The sequence below is a fragment of the Pseudomonas sp. BC42 genome (assembly GCF_021560055.1).
Taxonomy (GTDB): domain Bacteria; phylum Pseudomonadota; class Gammaproteobacteria; order Pseudomonadales; family Pseudomonadaceae; genus Aquipseudomonas.
The window spans coordinates 934633-952312 of record NZ_CP091067.1 but is presented as its reverse complement, the minus strand read 5'-3'; the positions used below and the strand labels follow the sequence as shown (position 1 = coordinate 952312).

Annotated in this window: 11 protein-coding genes; 7 read left to right on the top strand and 4 right to left on the bottom strand. The window is 62.3% G+C overall.

What is annotated here, in order from left to right:
- Window positions 1-161 precede the first annotated feature (161 nt).
- On the top strand, window positions 162-1994 hold the full coding sequence (locus tag L1O02_RS04440) for a hypothetical protein (RefSeq protein ID WP_108546210.1): 1833 nt from the start codon (window positions 162-164) through the stop codon (window positions 1992-1994).
- Between the two features lie 21 nt (window positions 1995-2015).
- Here the strand turns inward: L1O02_RS04440 and L1O02_RS04435 are convergent, their stop codons facing one another.
- A complete protein-coding gene (locus L1O02_RS04435; RefSeq protein WP_060841172.1) occupies window positions 2016-2339 on the bottom strand; it encodes a hypothetical protein in 324 nt (107 codons plus the stop codon).
- 213 nt (window positions 2340-2552) lie between these two features.
- On the bottom strand, window positions 2553-4991 hold the full coding sequence (locus tag L1O02_RS04430; protein ID WP_060841173.1) for an AAA family ATPase: 2439 nt from the start codon (window positions 4989-4991) through the stop codon (window positions 2553-2555).
- Window positions 4992-5267: 276 nt separating this feature from the next.
- Here L1O02_RS04430 and L1O02_RS04425 point away from each other — a divergent pair, with 276 nt between their 5' ends.
- The 4 genes from L1O02_RS04425 to L1O02_RS04410 all read left to right on the top strand — a co-directional run bounded on the left by L1O02_RS04425 (window position 5268) and on the right by L1O02_RS04410 (window position 8723).
- Window positions 5268-5756: a DUF3015 domain-containing protein gene (locus L1O02_RS04425; protein WP_016967017.1), complete on the top strand. Its 489-nt coding sequence runs from the start codon at window positions 5268-5270 to the stop codon at window positions 5754-5756.
- 92 nt (window positions 5757-5848) lie between these two features.
- Window positions 5849-7702, top strand: coding sequence for a DUF4105 domain-containing protein (locus tag L1O02_RS04420; RefSeq protein ID WP_060844678.1), 1854 nt, complete (start codon window positions 5849-5851; stop codon window positions 7700-7702).
- A 99-nt stretch (window positions 7703-7801) separates the two neighbouring features.
- Window positions 7802-8158 carry a hypothetical protein gene (locus L1O02_RS04415; protein ID WP_060841175.1) on the top strand — a complete coding sequence of 119 codons (357 nt, stop codon included), beginning with the start codon at window positions 7802-7804 and terminating at the stop codon, window positions 8156-8158.
- A gap of 70 nt (window positions 8159-8228) precedes the next feature.
- Complete coding sequence (locus L1O02_RS04410) at window positions 8229-8723, top strand: GreA/GreB family elongation factor (protein WP_060841176.1); 495 nt, start codon at window positions 8229-8231, stop codon at window positions 8721-8723.
- A gap of 6 nt (window positions 8724-8729) precedes the next feature.
- Here the strand turns inward: L1O02_RS04410 and gdhA are convergent, their stop codons facing one another.
- Window positions 8730-10067, bottom strand: a complete 1338-nt coding sequence (gene gdhA / locus L1O02_RS04405) for an NADP-specific glutamate dehydrogenase (protein ID WP_060844679.1) — start codon at window positions 10065-10067, stop codon at window positions 8730-8732.
- Window positions 10068-10389: 322 nt separating this feature from the next.
- Window positions 10390-12054, bottom strand: a complete 1665-nt coding sequence (gene ettA / locus L1O02_RS04400; RefSeq protein WP_016967012.1) for an energy-dependent translational throttle protein EttA — start codon at window positions 12052-12054, stop codon at window positions 10390-10392.
- Window positions 12055-12336: 282 nt separating this feature from the next.
- Here ettA and L1O02_RS04395 point away from each other — a divergent pair, with 282 nt between their 5' ends.
- On the top strand, window positions 12337-16185 hold the full coding sequence (locus L1O02_RS04395) for a bifunctional diguanylate cyclase/phosphodiesterase (protein ID WP_060841178.1): 3849 nt from the start codon (window positions 12337-12339) through the stop codon (window positions 16183-16185).
- 201 nt (window positions 16186-16386) lie between these two features.
- Entirely contained in the window at window positions 16387-17640 is a 1254-nt protein-coding gene (gene glyA / locus L1O02_RS04390; protein ID WP_060841179.1) for a serine hydroxymethyltransferase, read from the top strand.
- The last annotated feature ends 40 nt before the right edge of the window (window positions 17641-17680 follow it).

The window sequence follows — 17680 nt, the reverse complement described above, 5'->3', positions numbered from 1 at the left end:
AAATCTCGCACCTGGAGTAAAAAACGGCGGCGAGTATATCAGCGCGCCAAATGCCCATAAACCACAGGCAATCCCCGTTTATACGGGTTTTTCCGCACGTTTTTTCTGCTAGTGTCGAACCGTTCCTACCACTCACCGACATTGGACAGGAAGACTGGAAAATGGATTTGCGATTGCCTTTGACAAGCATTGGCCTTGGCCTGGTTCTGCTGATCAGCGGCGGCTGTTCACCCAGCGACGAACACAAGCAGGCCAGCCTCGAAGAGAGAACCAGGCAGTTCGAAGCCTCCCTGGACGCTATCCAGGATCCCAAGCTCAAAGAAGCCGTCAGCGATCTCGGGGGCTCGCTGCTGCTTCTGGAGCGCGCGCAAGGCAAGCTTGCCAGCAAGCCGATCGACACCGAATACGGCGAGGACAGCCTGGCCCTGCTCAAGCATTACCCCACGCCACAAGCCTTGGTGGATACCTACGTCAATGGCCTGTTCGTGTTGCGCAAGCCTTCCAGCTCGGACTACCTGACCGACCTGCAACCGGTGTTTCCGTTCAGCTTCGACCTGTCCGCGCAGTTCCCCTTTCCCCACGGCCTGGAGTGGCAGTCGGTCACCCTGAGCAACAAGAAAATCGTCCCCTTCCAACCTGAATGGTCGGAGACCGATCCGGGGATTCAACTGAGCCCGTCAAGCTCCAACCTGACCAACCCGGACGACCTGACCGTAACCTACCCCTTTATCGAGGGCCTGGAGGTCGACAACAAGAACCAGCCGCAACCCGTCTCCCTGCTGGGCAAGCTTGAAGTGATCGCCCCCAGTCGCGTACTCACCTTCGAGCTGACCAAGGCCGATATCGGCAAGCCGCGCCAAGACGGCAACATCCGCCTGACCCTGCTGTCGCTGGAGAAAAACGTCGCCGAGATCGAACTGAACAACAGCAGCCCGCTCCCCGAAGAGGCCAACGACACCTCGCTCAACCCGCTGTTGACACAAGCCCGGGACAGTACCGGTCAGATCCTCTCCCGCTCCGGCTCGATCAACGAGAGCGCGGCACAAATTGCCTTTTACCAACAGCAACTGGCCGAGATGCAGAAGCAGAAAAGCTGGAGCGACGACTTCGAGAAACAACTGGAGAACGAACAGAAGGCCTTCGAGCAACAACACACCAATCATTACGCCAAGGTGTATTTCAACGGCGTGGTGGACAAGCTCGAGGTGGCGGTGCTCGACTTCGCTCAGGCCAGCGTCACACGCAAGGACCTGGACCTGCCGGTGCATCGTTTCGACCGCAGCACCACCGACAAGAACGTCCAGCCGCTGCCCATGCCGGTGGTGGTCTATGACGATCAGGCGGCCAACTACCTCAAGGGCGCTCAGCTCGACGAGGAAACACTGAAGAAGTCCGTGACCATCAGCCAATCGGTGGAGGATGCCAGCGCAATGCGCATTGAGTTCAGCCACCCACGGACCTTCAATGACGAACTGCTGGGCTCGGAGTTCAGCACCGGCGATACACCCCTGACCTTCTTCACCCAGAACGACAAGGGCCAGCGTGGCGAGCCGATCGAACTGCCCGACGAGGCTTTCGAGATCGACCCGCTGCGCGGCGTCATCACCTACGACCTCAACCTGTTCCCGGAAACCCCGGCTTACGCCGTGGGTTCCATTCCACTGTTCCTGGCCAGCATCAAGAAGGACAGCATCAGCACCCGGCAGTTGCCCAAAGGGCTCGAACTCAAGGGCAATGCCCTGATCGTGGACCAGAAACTCTTCCCCGCGGACGCCTGGCGCTTTTATGCCAAGGACGACAGCGGCCAGTACCTGAAGGAGATTCTCGCGACCAGCCACACCGCGTCGGCCGACGGTCCGGCACTGTTCGACGTGCACTACTTCTACGGCCAGCCCAGCCAGTTGGAGACCTATACCCGCAGCGACCTCGAAACCGTGGAGTACGGCTTCGAGGTCAAGCTGGAGAAAAGCGAGTCGACACCACCGGCTTCCTGAGGATCAGGGCTCGGGCTGGAACTAGAAGTCGCCGGCGCTGCGTCCCCGTTCGCCATTGATCTGACGTAGCTGGGCCTGGAGGTGCAGGCACCAGATCTGCGGATCGTCGGCCAGTTGATAGCCGTGGGTGGTCAGGCTTTCAACGATCGAGTCGAGAATCGATTCGGCAACCACGGGGCCACAGAACGGTCCCTGGGACTTGATCGCCGAGGGTTGTTCACCGGCCATTCCGGCGGCGAAGAGAAGAGTCCACATACCGTTGTCCCCCGCCAGTGGGCGGACGCTGCATTCGATACGGGTAACCAGGCCAAGGCATTGGCGGGTGAGACAAAGGTTGCGCGACATGGCGGCGACCCTCGGTAGAACCACTGTTCAGCCTTCAATTGAGGGCTGTTTCGATCCAGCGACGACTGTCGTTCTCCTTGCCCTGAGAATAGAAGAAAAGCCTGATAAACAAAGTTGAGCGATCCAACAGGCGCCGAATGGTCTATTTTGTCAAATTGACGTCAGACTCCCGACGCCGACAGCGAGGGACACTGCCCTCGCCATCGACAGCCATCACGCAGGCTTGGTTTCGCTCAGCGCCTCTTGCGCCAACTCCTTTTCCGCCTCCTTGAGGTCTTCCTCACTGATCATCTCGGCGATGACCCGCAGGCGCTCCACAACCCGCGCATTGACGCTGCCTTCGGGGAACTGCCCTTCGGCATCCGGCTCACCGGCCGGCTCACCCACCAGCAGGCTCAGGGCCTCGTCGGCCTGACGCACCGCGTACACATGGAACTGCCCGGCACGCACTGCCTGCAGCACCTTCTCGTCGAGCATCAGGGTGGCCACGTTGGCCTGGGGAATGATCGCCCCCTGCTCTCCGGTCAGACCGCGAGCCTCGCACAGCCGGAAGAAACCTTCGATCTTCTCGTTGACCCCACCCACCGCCTGCACTTCGCCGAACTGGTTGATCGAGCCGGTGATGGCGAAACACTGCTTGAGCGGAGTTTTCGACAGCGCCGAAATCAAGGTGCAGGCCTCTCCCAGGGAAGCACTGTCACCGTCCACGTAACCGTAGGACTGCTCCAGGGCAATGCTGGCGGAAATCGCCAGTGGGAATTCCTGGGCATAGCGACTGCCCAGGTAACCGGTCAGGATCATCACCCCCTTGGAGTGAATCGGCTGGCCCAGATTGACCTCACGCTCGATGTCGACAATGCCGCTGCCGCCGGGATACACCGTGGCGGAAATCCGCGCCGGCACCCCGAACGCCGAGTCGCCGACTTCCAGCACCGTCAGGCCGTTGCACTTGCCCACGGCCGCGCCGTCGGTGTCGATCAGGATGATCCCGGCCAGCATGTCGTCGAGAATCCGCGCCGACACCCGACCGGTACGCGTGGCCTTGGCTTTCAGTGCCCGTTCGATGTGCCCGGCGTCGGTCATTTCGTCCGAGGCCAGGTGACGGATGAAGTCGGCCTCGCTGACCAGCTGGAACAGATCGCCGATCCGCGCCGAAAGGCGCCCCTGGTGTTCCGCCAGACGCGCACTGTAGGTGGCCAGCCGCGCCACGGCATCGGCCGTCAGCGGCGCCATGCCCTCCTCCGAGGTGCGGGTTTTGAGCAGTTGGGCGAATTGCTCCAGGCTCTCGTCCACCATCGGAATGTCTTCGTCGAAATCCACCAGTACCCGGAACATCTCCTGGAAGTCCGGATCCAGGTCCTGCAGCGTGTAATACAGCTGGCGGGCACCGATGATGATGACCTTGACCTGCAACGGGATCATCTGCGGCGTCAGGGTCACGGTGGCCAGGCGGCCCATCTCGCCCAGAGGCGATTCCATCTTCAGCTTGCGCGACTGCAGGGCACGCTTGAGGGCGTCCCAGACGAAGGGCTCGCTAAGCATCTTCTCGGCTTCCAGGATCAGGAAGCCGCCATTGGCCCGATGCAAGGCACCGGGGCGCAACTGCCGGTAGGTGGTGTAGAGCGCGCCCTGATCGGTGCTGTACTCGATCCGGCCGAACAGGTTGTCGTAGGTCGGATGAGGCTCGAACACCACCGGCGCGCCACCACTGGCCGGGTGACCCACCACCAGGCTCGGGCAGTACTGCTCCTCCAGCAGCTTGCGCGCCACCGCGTCGGTCTTGCTGTCGTCCACCAACTGCTCGACCACCGTCTTCAACAGATAGACCTGCATCGCCTGCAGGTATCCACAGACCGCGGCGTTTTCCGCGTACTTCTCGGACAGCGGCGCGAGCAAGGGCTGCAAGGCCAGGGTGATGGTTTCCTCATTGAGCTGGCGCAGCTGGTTGCTCGACTCGCGCTTCCATTGCGGCAGACTCGCCAGCTCTTCGTTAAGACGCTCTTCCAGCGCGGAAATGTCCTCGTGGAAGCGCTCGCGATCAGCCTCCGGCAACTGAGCGAACTCGGCCTCGTCCAGGGCCTTGCCATCGAACATCGGGGTAAAGGCGATGTTGCTGCTGTCGCGATACAGCGCCACGTCCTTTTCCAGTGCCAGGCGCTCGATCACATCCAGGGCACGGTCATAACGCTGGTTGAAGGCACGGTCGATGGCGCTCTTCTTCTGCTGATAGGATGGATGCTCGAAAACCGCCGGGAAGGTCGCCAGCAGGTTGTCGATCAGGCCGTTGATATCGCTGATGAAGTTGCCGGCGGCACCGGCGGGCAACTCCAGCGCCCTGGGCTCCCTGGGCTCGTCGAAATTGTTGACGTAGACCCAGTCGGACGGGGTCTGCAGGCGTTTGCCTTCGGCTTTCAGGTAGCGCTTGACGAAGGAGAAGCGGCCGGTGCCCGGCTCGCCCATGACAAACACGTTGTAACCGGGGCGCGGCATGGCCACGCCAAACTGCAAGGCTTCGACCGCACGTTCCTGGCCAAGCACACCGCGAAAGGGCTCCAAATCATTGGTGGTCGAGAAGCTGAACTGTTCAGCAGAGAAAGGGCGGGTCAGCGCTTCAGGCGCGAGACGCAGGCTGGCAGCAACAGGATCAGGCATCGGGCTTCCTTACATCAGGCGGGGCAGATGGCGGCATTCTGGCGCCGGGTATGCCCGGCTGGCAAGGCGCGCCTCAGGGGAAAGCATAGACAAGCCGGATACTGTCCCCCGCGACAAATAAAACCTGCTGTTTCCGACACTGTTTGTAAAAAATCACGGAACCCGGGGAACCTGCCTAAACTCCAAACTGCGCGGCTGGATAGATAACCGGCCCACTGGTGCCCCCACGGGCCAGTCTCCCCCGTCCATTGGTATGCACACAAAGAGAACAACGCTATGAAACGGATTCTTCTCGGTACTCTTTTCACCGCTGTATCCCTCAACGCCATGGCTCAAGCGCCCGGTGGTCCGGATTGCGGCTGGGGCAACATGCTGTTCCAAGGCCAGCGTGGCACTCCGGCGCACTTCCTGGCCTCCACCACCAACGGCACCTCCGGCAACGCCACCTTTGGCATGACCTCCGGTACCAACGGTTGCTCCACCAACGCATCGCTGACCTATGGCGGCAAATCCTGGTTCGCCATGAACGGCATGATGAACGAGCTCTCCGAAGACATGGCCAAGGGTCAAGGCGAAGCCCTGACCACCTATGCCGTAGTCCTCGGCGTGGCACCTGAAGACCGTGCGCATTTCGCCGCGGTCACCCACGAACACTTCCAACAGATCTTCAGCAAGGCTGACGTGACCGCGGAAGATGTGCACACCAATACCCTGGCCGTGTTGAAGAACGATGCGCGCCTGGCGAAATACGCCACTCCCGCTTAAGCTCGACCCGCCCGCTTCCTCCGGGGAGCGGGTTTTATTTTCCGGACCTTGCCCATCTTGGGTCTTTGTATTTCCGACTTAAGTTGCCCACCATGCTCAAACGCCTTGCCTACCTGGCGCTCTGTGTCTGCGCCCCGTTGTATGCCGCACCCCAGATCGACCCTCAACGTTTGCAGCAACTGGCCCATGACCCCTTCTGGATTTCCATAGGTCATTACGAAACCGCCAAGCTCGGTGGCTGGCGCAGTTACGTCAGCGACCCGAAGTTCTTCCTGGCGGCCGACGGAGCCCATCATCCCGATGCCGAGCTGGCCGCGACCCTGAAAGCCCTCTATGCCCCGGCCGACGCCGGTGACCGGCATGCCCAGTGCGTCTACCCGTCCCGCACCCGCTGGCTCAAGGCACAACTGGGCCTGAACGATTTGCCGCGGGTGGACTGCGCCGAATTCACCCAGTGGTTCAAGGACGTCTCGCCCCACAGCACGGTGATGATCTTTCCCGCCGCGTACCTGAACAGCCCCTCGTCGATGTTCGGCCACACCCTGCTGCGCATCGACCAGGCCGATGTGCAGAGCAACCACACCGCCCTGCTCAGCTACGCGATCAACTTCGGCGCCTACATCGAAGGCTCCGACAACAGCATTCTGTACGCCTGGAAAGGCCTGATGGGCGGCTACCCGGGGCTGTTCGCCCTGGTGCCCTACCAGGAAAAGCTCTCGGAATACCGCAGCCTGGAAAACCGCGACCTGTGGGAATACCGGCTGAACCTGACCCAAGCCGAAACCGAACGCATGGTGGAGCACGTCTGGGAACTCAAGCAGATCAAGTTCGACTACTTCTTCTTCGACGAGAACTGCTCCTACCGCCTGCTGGAGCTGCTGCAGGTGGCTCGCCCCAGCCTGCGCCTGACCGGCCAATTCCCCCTGACGGCCATTCCCACCGACACGGTCAAGGCCGTCAAGGACGCCGGCCTGGTGGAGCGGATCGACTATCGCCCCTCCCGGGAACGCGAGTTGCTCAGCCGCGCCCAGCCCCTGAGCCACGCCGAACAGCAGTGGGTACTCAAGGTCAGCGCCGATCAGAAACAATTGCAGACAGGCGAATTCAAGGCCCTGCCCCGGGATCGCCAGGCCCTGATCGTCGATGCCGCCTACCGCCTCGAACGCTATCGGGCCAACGGCTTGGAGCGTGATGCCGAGCGTTCCCAGCGCAGCTTCGAACTGCTGCGGGCGATCAACCAGAACCCGGCGCCCGAGCTGCAGATCCAACGGCCCGGCCTGCCGGAAGACGGCCACCAGTCCCGCACCTGGCAACTGGGCGTCGGCACCCGGGACGACCGGGCCTTCGCCGAATACGGCCTGCGCATGGCCTACCACGACCTGAACGACAACGCCGAAGGCTTTCCCCTGGGGGCGCAGATCGAGATCCTGCAGATGAAACTGCGCCAGTACGAAGGCAACCACTGGCAGCTGCAGCAGCTGGACCTGGCCACCATCCGCTCCCTGACCCCGCGCAACGAGCTGCTGCAGCCCTGGTCCTGGCAGGTCACCGGCGGCCTGGAGCGGGTGCCGGGCAAGCACGACGATGAAACCCTCGTCAGCCATGTCAACGGTGGTGCCGGTGGCACCTGGCAGTTGGGCGAAGACACGCTGGGCTTTGTCCTGGGCACCGTGCGGGTCGAGCACAACGCCGATTTCGCCGGTTTCATCGCCCCGGCGGCAGGCTTCAACTCCGGACTGCTGTGGAAAAACCCGCTGGGCAATTTCAGCCTCGAAGCCAAGGGCGACTACTTCACCAACGGCGAGGTGCGTCGCAGCCTGAGCCTCAACCAGCAGTGGGAACTGTCGCGCAACCTCGGCCTGCGCTTGAGCGCGCAACGGGAATTCAGCCAACTGGCGACTCCGGTGAACGAAGTGATGCTCGAACTCAAGTGGTATCACTATTAAGAGCAGCCACAAGCTTCAAGCGGTTCGCGACAAGGTTTTCACGCCTCGCCGGCAATTGCCCTTCTAGACTTCACTCAAGTGAAGCCCGGGAGTATCTGGATGTGGCGCTATGGTTGGGCTGTGCTGGCGCTGGCCCTGATCGGTGGTTGTGAGTCGAACCACGAGTATTTGCTCAAGCAAGGCTATCCGCCGGCCTTTGTCGACGGCTTCGACGCGGGCTGCGTCAGTGGACGCCAGGCAGCGGGGTCGATACGCGGGGAGTTCCGCAAGGACGTGCCGCGCTACCTCAAGGACCCGCAATACGCCGAAGGCTGGGACGACGGTTTCCGCCAATGCCAGGCGATGCTGGAGAATCAGGACCGCAACGACTATCGAACGCGGCACTGGGACGAGCGGGAACGGGCCTGGCAACAGGAAAAGGACCGCGACGCGGCCCGGGCCTATCGCTCGCAGTAGGTCGCTTTCAGGCAACCGCCCGGCTTAAAAGCCTGCAACCATGGCCTCCCCTCCACTCAAGGAGAACATCATGAGCCGCGCTTTCGTCAATGAAGATCAGGCCGCTGCCCAGGCCGAGCAGCCCGTGGAGCGCCAGATCAGCGCCCAGCCCAACTACGTCACGCCCCAGGGCTTTGCCGAATTGCAGGCCAGAGTTGCCCTGCTGCACAGCCAGCATACCGAGCAAAATGATCTGGGGGACGCCGCCGACAAGCAGCGGGTGGCCGAACTTGAGCGCGACTTGCGTTATTTCACCCAGCGCCTGCACAGCGCCCAGGTGGTGACGGCAGCCACTTCGACCGACAAGGTCCAGATCGGCAGCCGCGTGACCTTCGTCGATGAACAGGATCATCAGCAAAGCGTGCAACTGGTCGGGGAGGATCAAGCCGATGCGGCTCGGGGTCTGATCAACTGGGCCTCGCCCCTGGGTCGTGCCCTGCTGGGGGCACAACCCGGTGACGAGGTGCTGTGGCAACGGCCGGCGGGCAATCAGTTGATCGAGATCATCCGTATCGAACCGGCCTGAGACGCCTCAGACCACGCCCTGGGCCAGCATGGCATCAGCCACCTTGACGAAGCCGGCGATGTTCGCGCCCTTGACGTAGTTGATCCGGCCATTTTCTTCGCCGTAATGCACGCAGGCATGGTGGATCGACTGCATGATGGCGTGCAGCTTGCTGTCCACTTCACCGGCGGTCCACAGCAGGCGCATGGCGTTCTGCGACATCTCCAGGCCGCTCACCGCCACGCCACCGGCGTTGGAGGCCTTGCCCGGGGCAAACAGGATGCCCGCGTCGATAAAGATATCCACAGCCTCCAGCGTGGTCGGCATGTTGGCGCCTTCGGCGACACAGGTGCAGCCGTTGCGCAGCAGGGCATGAGCAGCCTCGGCGTCCAGCTCGTTCTGCGTGGCGCAAGGCAGGGCGATATCGCAGGCCAGGTCCCACGGGGTCTTGCCGGCCCGGAACTCCAGGCCGAAGCGGGCCGCCAGCTCGCTGATCCGCCCACGCTGCACGTTCTTCAGTTCCAGCACCGCCAGCCACTGCTCCTCGCTCAGGCCGGACTCGCAATACAGGGTGCCTTCGGAGTCGGACAGGGAGATCACCTTGCCCCCCAGGTCCATGACCTTGCGGGCCGCGTACTGGGCGACGTTGCCGGAACCGGAGATCGCCACTCGCTTGCCTTCGACCCGGTCACCGCGACGCTTGAGCATTTCCTCGGCGAAGTACACACAGCCGAACCCCGTGGCTTCCGGACGAATCAGGCTGCCGCCGTAGCTGATGCCCTTGCCGGTCAGCACCGAAGTGAACTGGTTGCTCAGGCGCTTGTACTGGCCAAAGAGAAAGCCGATCTCCCGGGCGCCAACGCCGATGTCGCCTGCCGGCACGTCCACATCGGCGCCGATATGCCGGTACAGCTCGGTCATGAAGGCCTGGCAGAAGCGCATGACCTCGGCATCGCTCTTGCCTTTGGGGTTGAAGTCCGAGCCGCCCTTGCCGCCGCCCATGGGCAGGGAGGTCAGAGAGTTTTTGAAGGTCTGCTCGAAGGCGAGGAATTTCAGCACCCCCATGTTGACCGACGGATGGAAGCGCAAGCCGCCCTTGTAGGGACCGATGGCGCTGTTCATCTGGATGCGGAAGCCGCGGTTGACCCTGACCTTGCCTTGATCGTCGACCCAGGACACACGAAACACCACGGTGCGTTCCGGCTCGCAGATGCGCTCGAGAATGCCGGAGCTCAGGTAGTGCGGATTGGCTTCGAGAAATGGCCAGAGGCTGCGCAGAACCTCTTCCACCGCCTGGTGAAACTCGGGCTGGTCCGGGTCGCGCTTTTTCAGGCGGGCGAGGAAGTCTTCGACGGATTCGATCATGGGAAGTCTCGGCAAATTTATTGTCGTTAAGGGGAGATTTGCCCGGGACTTTATCAATTCAACTCGCACCGCGACAGCGCAAAATGTCGCAGATATGAATTTAAATGGTGCATTAGATATAAATGACGACGATTTTCAGGGGTTTTGTGCACGGATTTGGTGGCACAAATTCCAAGGCCTGCACGCTTTTGGGGAGCCGCAGAAAACCCTTCACCGGCCAGTCGACGCACAGCGCAACAACCGTTTTTTTGTAGGGGCCGGCTTGCCGACGAACAAAAAAAACGGAGCCCGAAGGCTCCGTTTGTTTCAAGCAGCGAGCCGGTCAGGCCAGCTTCTTGTGCCGCACACGGTGCGGTTGCGCTGCGGCTTCGCCCAGGCGCTTCTTGCGATCGGCTTCGTACTCGGTGTAGTTGCCTTCGAAGAACACCGCTTGGGAATCGTCTTCGTAAGCCAGGATGTGAGTGGCCACCCGGTCCAGGAACCACCGGTCGTGGGAGATCACAATGGCGGCGCCCGGGAAGTCCAGCAGGGCTTCCTCCAGGGAACGCAGGGTTTCAACGTCGAGGTCGTTGGACGGTTCGTCGAGCAGCAGGACGTTGCCGCCCTCTTTCAGGGTCAGGGCCAGGTGCAGACGGCCACGCTCACCACCGGAGAGGTCCTTGACGAACTTCTGCTGGTCGCCGCCCTTGAAGTTGAAACGGCCGACGTAGGTGCGCGACGGGATCTCGTAGTTGCCGATGCGGATCTGGTCGGACCCGTCGGAAATCTGCTGGAACACGGTCTTGCTGCCGTCCAGGTCCTCGCGGCTCTGGTCCACGCAGGCGAGCTGCACGGTTTCGCCGATCTCGATGCTGCCCGAATCCGGGGTTTCCTTGCCCATGATCATGCGGAACAGGGTCGACTTACCGGCACCGTTGCCGCCGATCACGCCGACGATGGCGCCTTTGGGCATGGAGAACGACAGGTTGTCGATCAGGACGCGATCGCCATAGCCCTTGGTGACGTTCTTGAACTCGATGACCTTGTCACCCAGGCGCGGACCGGCCGGGATGTAGATCTCGTTGGTTTCGCTGCGCTTCTGGAATTCCTGGGACTGCATTTCCTCGAAGCGTTGCAGACGTGCCTTGGATTTCGACTGGCGGGCCTTGGCGCCTTTGCGCACCCACTCCAGCTCTTCCTTCATGGCCTTCTCATGGGCCGACTGCTGCTTGGATTCCTGGGCCAGACGCGCGGACTTGGCTTCCAGCCAACCCGAGTAGTTGCCCTCGTATGGAATACCCGCGCCGCGGTCGAGTTCGAGAATCCAGCCGGCGACGTTGTCGAGGAAGTAACGGTCGTGCGTGATCGCGACCACGGTGCCCGGGAAGTCGTGGAGGAAATGCTCCAGCCAGGCCACCGAGTCGGCGTCCAGGTGGTTGGTCGGTTCGTCCAGCAGCAGCATGTCGGGGGCCGACAGCAGCAGGCGGCACAGGGCCACACGACGCTTTTCACCACCGGACAGGTGCTCGACCTTGGCGTCCCAGGCCGGCAGGCGCAGGGCGTCGGCAGCCACTTCCAGCTGGCGCTCCAGGTTATGGCCGTCGCTGGCTTGCAGGATGGCTTCCAGCTTGGCCTGTTCGGCGGCCAGCTTGTCGAAGTCGGCATCCGGCTCGGCGTAGGCGGCGTAGACTTCGTCCAGGCGTGCCTGGGCGTCCTTGATCACGCTCACCGCTTCCTCGACCACTTCACGCACGGTCTTGGTTGGATCCAGCTGTGGTTCCTGAGGCAGGTAGCCGATGTTCAGGTCCGGCATCGGACGGGCTTCACCTTCGAACTCGGTGTCGACGCCGGCCATGATTTTCAGCAGTGTGGACTTGCCCGAACCGTTGAGGCCCAGCACGCCGATCTTGGCGCCGGGGAAAAAAGACAGGGAGATGTTTTTCAGGATTTCCCGCTTCGGCGGAACAACTTTGCCCAGCCGATGCATGGTGAAGACGTATTGAGCCATGGTGAACCTAGCGTCAGTGACTGATGAATAGAACGGGCCGGGCCCGGGCCAGGCCATGCGCAGCGCCGGCATTGACCATGATCAATACCGGCGGGCGGAAAAAGCCTGATTGTCTGGAGCTGGAACGCTCCCGCGTAACCGGCAAAACTACCTCAATGCACGATCCAGGTCCAGCCAAGCGGGACTGGCACTTTGCCACAACTCAAGGCATGCTAGCCGCCCTTCGGGCGTCCGGCTTATAGTGCACGTCGCGCCAGCCCAGCCAAACCGCAGGATCACAGCTTGTCCAACGTTATTTCGCCACAGCCCGCGCGCGCTAGAGCCTCCGCGTCGGCCTATCCTTTGCGGGGCACACTCAAAGGCGCACTGGCAACGCTGGTGCTGCTCCTCCTGGCTCTATTGTTCTGGCAACTGCTCGACCAACTGCAGCAAACCCGCAAGGACCAACGCCAGCACGCCATCGACTACAGTGCCGAACTGGCCGACCACCTGAGCCTGAACCTGGCGCTCAATGCGCAGATCGCCCTCAATCTGCTACCGATCGTCGAATCGCCACAGGACAGCCAGCAACAGCAGCAATTACTGCACAAGCTCCAGCGTTCCCTGCCGGATGTGCGCAGCTTTGCCTTGCTGGATGCCTCCGGACAGATTCTCAGCGACAGCGCCAGCGACAGCCATGACGCTCCCTGGCTCGCCGAACTGATCCAGCGCAGCCACTTGCAGCGCTACTACTACAGCAACCCCGCCGACGGTTCGGTGGTGCACGTGCTGCTGCACCAGTCCAGCGGCGCCACCCCCAGTTACTGGGTTCTGCGCCTGGCGCCGAGCTTCCTGCAGACCCTGGTGCGCCAGAGCGAAGGAAGCTTCAAGCCCACCTGGGTGATCGAGAACCGTCTCAGCCGCCAGGTTATCAAGCGCGACGAGCACAGCACCCCGACCCCGGGCATGCTGGATCCCGGTGAAATGGCCGACAGCGTACTGCTGGTGCCCCTGAGCAACAGTGACTGGCAACTGCGCGGCCTGTTCGACCAGCAGGCCGTGATCGAGGAGCTGCTGCCGGCCTTTATCGGCAAATGCCTGCTGGGCCTGGCCTTCTCCCTGCTGCCGGTGATCGCCCTGTTGAACATGCGCCGGCGCCAGCGCCAGTTGCACGAAGGCCGGCGGCGCTACCAGGACATCTTCGAAGGCACCGGCGTGGCCCTGTGCGTCATGGATATCGCCGGGCTCCCGGAACTGCTCGACAAGCACCATGTGCACAACAGCGACCAGCTCAAGCGCTGGCAAGCCAGCCACCCGGATCATCGCCAGCAGCTGCTCAGTGAATTGCGCATCACCGAAGTCAACCAAGTGGCCCTGCGCCTGCTCAACGTCGAGTCCAGCGAGCAGGCCTGGCAACTGCTGATAGAAGGCAACCCGAATAACGGCAACGCGATCGGCTGCCAATTGCTGGAAGCGGTGGTCAACCAGCAGAAACAGCTGGAACTGGAAATCAAGCTCAGCGACGCCCAGGGCAATGATCAGCACCTGTGGCTGGTCCTGCGCCTGCCGGAGGCCGTCGAGGACTACAGTGCGGTGATCCTCAGCATCAGCGACATCACCAGTCGCAAGCTGATCGAGCTGTCGCTGCTGGAGCGCGAGGGGTTCTGGTCCGACGTGGTGCGCACCGTGCCCGATCACCTGTACGTGCAGGACGTGATCAGCCAGCGGATGATCTTCAGCAACCACCACCTGGGCCAGACCCTGGGCTACAACAAGACCGAACTGCACCAGATGGGCGAATACTTCTGGGAAATTCTCCTGCACCCGGAAGACGCCGACCTCTATCACCGCCTGCGCCAGGAGCAGCGCCACTCGGCCTACGCCCAGCTCCTGCAATGCCAATTGCGCTTCCGCCACCGCAGCGGCCAGTGGCGGCGCTTCGAAATCCGCGAGCAGGCCCTGGCCCGGGACCGCTACGACCAGGTGACGCGCATCATCGGCGTGGCCAAGGACATCACCGACCAGATCGAGGCCAGCGAATCGCTGCGTGACAGCGAGCAACGCTACCGCATGCTCGCCGAGAGCATCAGCGACGTGATCTTCTCCACCGACAGCAAGCTCTCGCTGAACTACGTCAGCCCCTCGGTGCATGCCGTACTGGGCTACGACGTGGAGTGGATCTTCCAGAACGGCTGGCAGTCGACCATCGCCAACCCGCAGCAACTGACCGGCATCTATGCCCTGATGGACCGGGTCAGCAAGGCCCTGGACAAACCCGAGCAACTGGCGCAATTGCGCAGCCAGGTGCAGACCCAGTTGTTCCTGTTCGACTGCCTGCGGGCCGACGGCCGCAAGATCCCCATCGAACTGCGCCTGGTCCTGGTGTGGGACGAGCACGGCGCCTTCGAAGGCGTGCTCGGGGTCGGCCGCGACATCAGCCAGCAGCGCCGGGCGGAAAAAGACCTGCGCATGGCGGCCACGGTATTCGAGCACTCGACTTCGGCGATCCTGATCACCGACCCGGCCGGCTACATCGTGCAGGCCAACGAAGCCTTCAGCCGGGTCAGCGGCTACGCCGTGTCCCAGGTACTCGACCAGTTGCCCAACATGCTCACCGTCGACGAGCAGCAGGAAGCCCACCTGGGCTACGTGCTCAAGCAGTTGCACCAGCACAGCACCTGGGAAGGCGAAGTCTGGCTAAAACGCCGCAATGGCGAACACTACCCGGCCTGGGTCGGGATCACCGCGGTGCTCGACGACGAAGGCGACCTGGCCAGCTACGTGTGCTTCTTCAGCGACATCAGCGAGCGCAAGGCCAGCGAACAGCGGATTCACCGCCTGGCCTACTACGACGCCCTGACCCACCTGCCCAACCGCACCCTGTTCCAGGACCGCCTGCACACCGCGCTGCAATCGGCGGAGCGGCAAAAGTCCTGGGTGGTGCTGATGTTCCTCGACCTGGACCGCTTCAAGCCGATCAATGACTCCCTGGGCCACGCCGCCGGGGATCGCATGCTCAAGGAAATGGCCACTCGCCTGCTGGGTTGCGTCGACGATGACGACACCGTGGCGCGCATGGGCGGCGACGAGTTCACCCTGCTCCTGCAACCCCGTTCCAGTCGCGAAATAGCCCTGAACCGGGCCATCAACGTGGCCGAGAAGATCCTCGCCAGCCTGGTCAAGCCCTTCGTCCTCGAAGGCCGGGAGTTCTTTGTCACCGCCAGTATCGGGATTGCCCTGAGTCCGCAGGACGGCAACGAACTGAGCCAGTTGATGAAGAACGCCGACACCGCGATGTACCACGCCAAGGAACGCGGCAAGAACAACTTCCAGTTCTACCAGGCCGACATGAACGCCAGCGCCCTGGAGCGCCTGGAGCTGGAAAGCGACCTGCGCCACGCTCTGGAGCAGGAAGAGTTCGTGCTTTATTACCAGCCGCAGTTCAGCGGCGACGGCAAGCGCCTGACCGGCGCCGAGGCGCTGCTGCGCTGGCGGCATCCGCGGCGCGGCCTGGTGCCGCCGGGGGATTTCATTCCGGTCCTGGAAGAACTGGGCCTGGTGGTGGATGTCGGCGACTGGGTGATCAGCGAAGCCTGCCGCCAGCTCAAGGCCTGGCACCAGGCCAAGGTGCGGGTGCCGAAGGTCTCGGTGAACATCTCCGCGCGGCAGTTCTCCGACGGCCAGCTGGGCATGCGCATCGCCACCATCCTCAAGGACACCGGCCTGCCGCCGGCGTGCCTGGAACTGGAACTGACCGAAAGCATCCTGATGCGCGAAGTCAGCGAGGCGATGCAGATCCTCGACGGCCTGAAGAATCTCGGCCTGAGCATCGCGGTCGACGACTTCGGTACCGGCTATTCCTCACTCAACTACCTCAAGCAGTTCCCCATCGACGTGCTGAAGATCGACCGCACCTTCGTCGACGGCCTGCCATCCGGCGAGCAGGATGCGCAAATCGCCCGCGCCATCATCGCCATGGCCCACAGCCTGAACCTGGCGGTGATCGCCGAGGGCGTGGAAACCCACGAGCAGCTGGAGTTCCTGCGCGAACACGGCTGCGACGAGGTCCAGGGCTACCTGTTCGGCCGGCCGATGCCGGCCAATCGCTTCGAAGCGCAATTCAGCAACGACGCCCTGTTCATGTTCGACTAAAGGCAGTGGCAAGCTTCAAGCGGCAAGAGAAAAGCGATCCGCTGCCGGCTTGCGGCTTGGAGCTTGCGGCTTGCGGCTTGCGGCTTGCATTTCGTCACTTGAGCGCTGCTTCTGTGCGACATGATGTCCTTTCATATGCCATCTAAAACCCATTGGGTTAGAATGCCTCCCCTTTCTGCCCCCCGATCCTTGAGGACCGCCATGTTCAGCCGTGATTTGACTATTGCCAAGTACGACGCCGATCTCTTTGCCGCCATGGAGCAAGAAGCTCAGCGTCAGGAAGAGCACATTGAGCTGATCGCTTCGGAAAACTACACCAGCCCAGCGGTGATGGAAGCTCAAGGCTCGGTACTGACCAACAAATACGCCGAAGGCTACCCAGGCAAGCGCTACTACGGCGGTTGCGAATACGTCGACGTGGTTGAGCAACTGGCCATTGATCGCGCCAAGGAGCTGTTCGGCGCCGACTACGCCAACGTCCAGCCACACGCCGGCTCCCAGGCCAACGCTGCGGTCTACCTGGCCCTGCTGCAGGGCGGCGACACCATCCTGGGCATGAGCCTGGCCCATGGTGGTCACCTGACCCACGGTGCTGCCGTTTCCTCCTCCGGCAAGCTGTACAACGCCATTCAATACGGCATCGACGCCAACGGCCTGATCGACTACGACGAAGTCGAGCGCCTGGCCCTCGAGCACAAGCCGAAAATGATCGTGGCCGGTTTCTCCGCCTACTCGCAGATCCTCGACTTCCCGCGCTTCCGCGAAATCGCTGACAAGGTTGGCGCCTACCTGTTCGTCGACATGGCCCACGTGGCCGGTCTGGTCGCCGCTGGCGTCTACCCGAACCCGGTGCCGTTCGCCGACGTCGTGACCACCACCACCCACAAGACCCTGCGCGGTCCACGTGGCGGCCTGATCCTGGCTCGCGCCAACGCCGACATCGAGAAGAAGCTGAACTCCGCGGTATTCCCAGGCGCCCAGGGCGGCCCGCTGGAGCACGTGATCGCCGCTAAAGCGATCTGCTTCAAGGAAGCGCTGCAGCCTGAGTTCAAGGCCTACCAGGAACAAGTGGTGAAGAACGCCCAGGCCATGGCCGAAGTGTTCATCGCACGCGGTTTCGACGTGGTTTCCGGCGGCACCAAGAACCACCTGTTCCTGCTGTCGCTGATCAAGCAGGACATCTCCGGTAAAGACGCCGACGCCGCTCTGGGCAAAGCCTTCATCACCGTGAACAAGAACTCCGTGCCTAACGACCCACGTTCCCCGTTCGTCACTTCCGGCCTGCGCTTCGGTACTCCGGCCGTGACCACCCGTGGCTTCAAGGAAGCCGAGTGCAAGGAACTGGCCGGCTGGATCTGCGACATCCTGGCGGACCTGTCCAACGAAGCGGTGATCGACGCCGTGCGTGAGAAGGTCAAGGCCATCTGCAAGAAGCTGCCGGTATACGGCGCTTAATCAGCCCGCAGACCGCAACAGAAAAAGCCCGGCCCAGCGC

Excerpts from the sequence above, each read along its gene's own strand:
- L1O02_RS04440 (WP_108546210.1), top strand. The coding sequence starts at position 162 with ATGGATTTGCGATTGCCTTTGACAAGCATTGGCCTTGGCCTGGTTCTG.
- L1O02_RS04435 (WP_060841172.1), bottom strand. The coding sequence starts at position 2,339 with ATGTCGCGCAACCTTTGTCTCACCCGCCAATGCCTTGGCCTGGTTACC.
- L1O02_RS04430 (WP_060841173.1), bottom strand. The coding sequence starts at position 4,991 with ATGCCTGATCCTGTTGCTGCCAGCCTGCGTCTCGCGCCTGAAGCGCTG.
- L1O02_RS04425 (WP_016967017.1), top strand. The coding sequence starts at position 5,268 with ATGAAACGGATTCTTCTCGGTACTCTTTTCACCGCTGTATCCCTCAAC.
- L1O02_RS04420 (WP_060844678.1), top strand. The coding sequence starts at position 5,849 with ATGCTCAAACGCCTTGCCTACCTGGCGCTCTGTGTCTGCGCCCCGTTG.
- L1O02_RS04415 (WP_060841175.1), top strand. The coding sequence starts at position 7,802 with ATGTGGCGCTATGGTTGGGCTGTGCTGGCGCTGGCCCTGATCGGTGGT.
- L1O02_RS04410 (WP_060841176.1), top strand. The coding sequence starts at position 8,229 with ATGAGCCGCGCTTTCGTCAATGAAGATCAGGCCGCTGCCCAGGCCGAG.
- gdhA (WP_060844679.1), bottom strand. The coding sequence starts at position 10,067 with ATGATCGAATCCGTCGAAGACTTCCTCGCCCGCCTGAAAAAGCGCGAC.
- ettA (WP_016967012.1), bottom strand. The coding sequence starts at position 12,054 with ATGGCTCAATACGTCTTCACCATGCATCGGCTGGGCAAAGTTGTTCCG.
- glyA (WP_060841179.1), top strand. The coding sequence starts at position 16,387 with ATGTTCAGCCGTGATTTGACTATTGCCAAGTACGACGCCGATCTCTTT.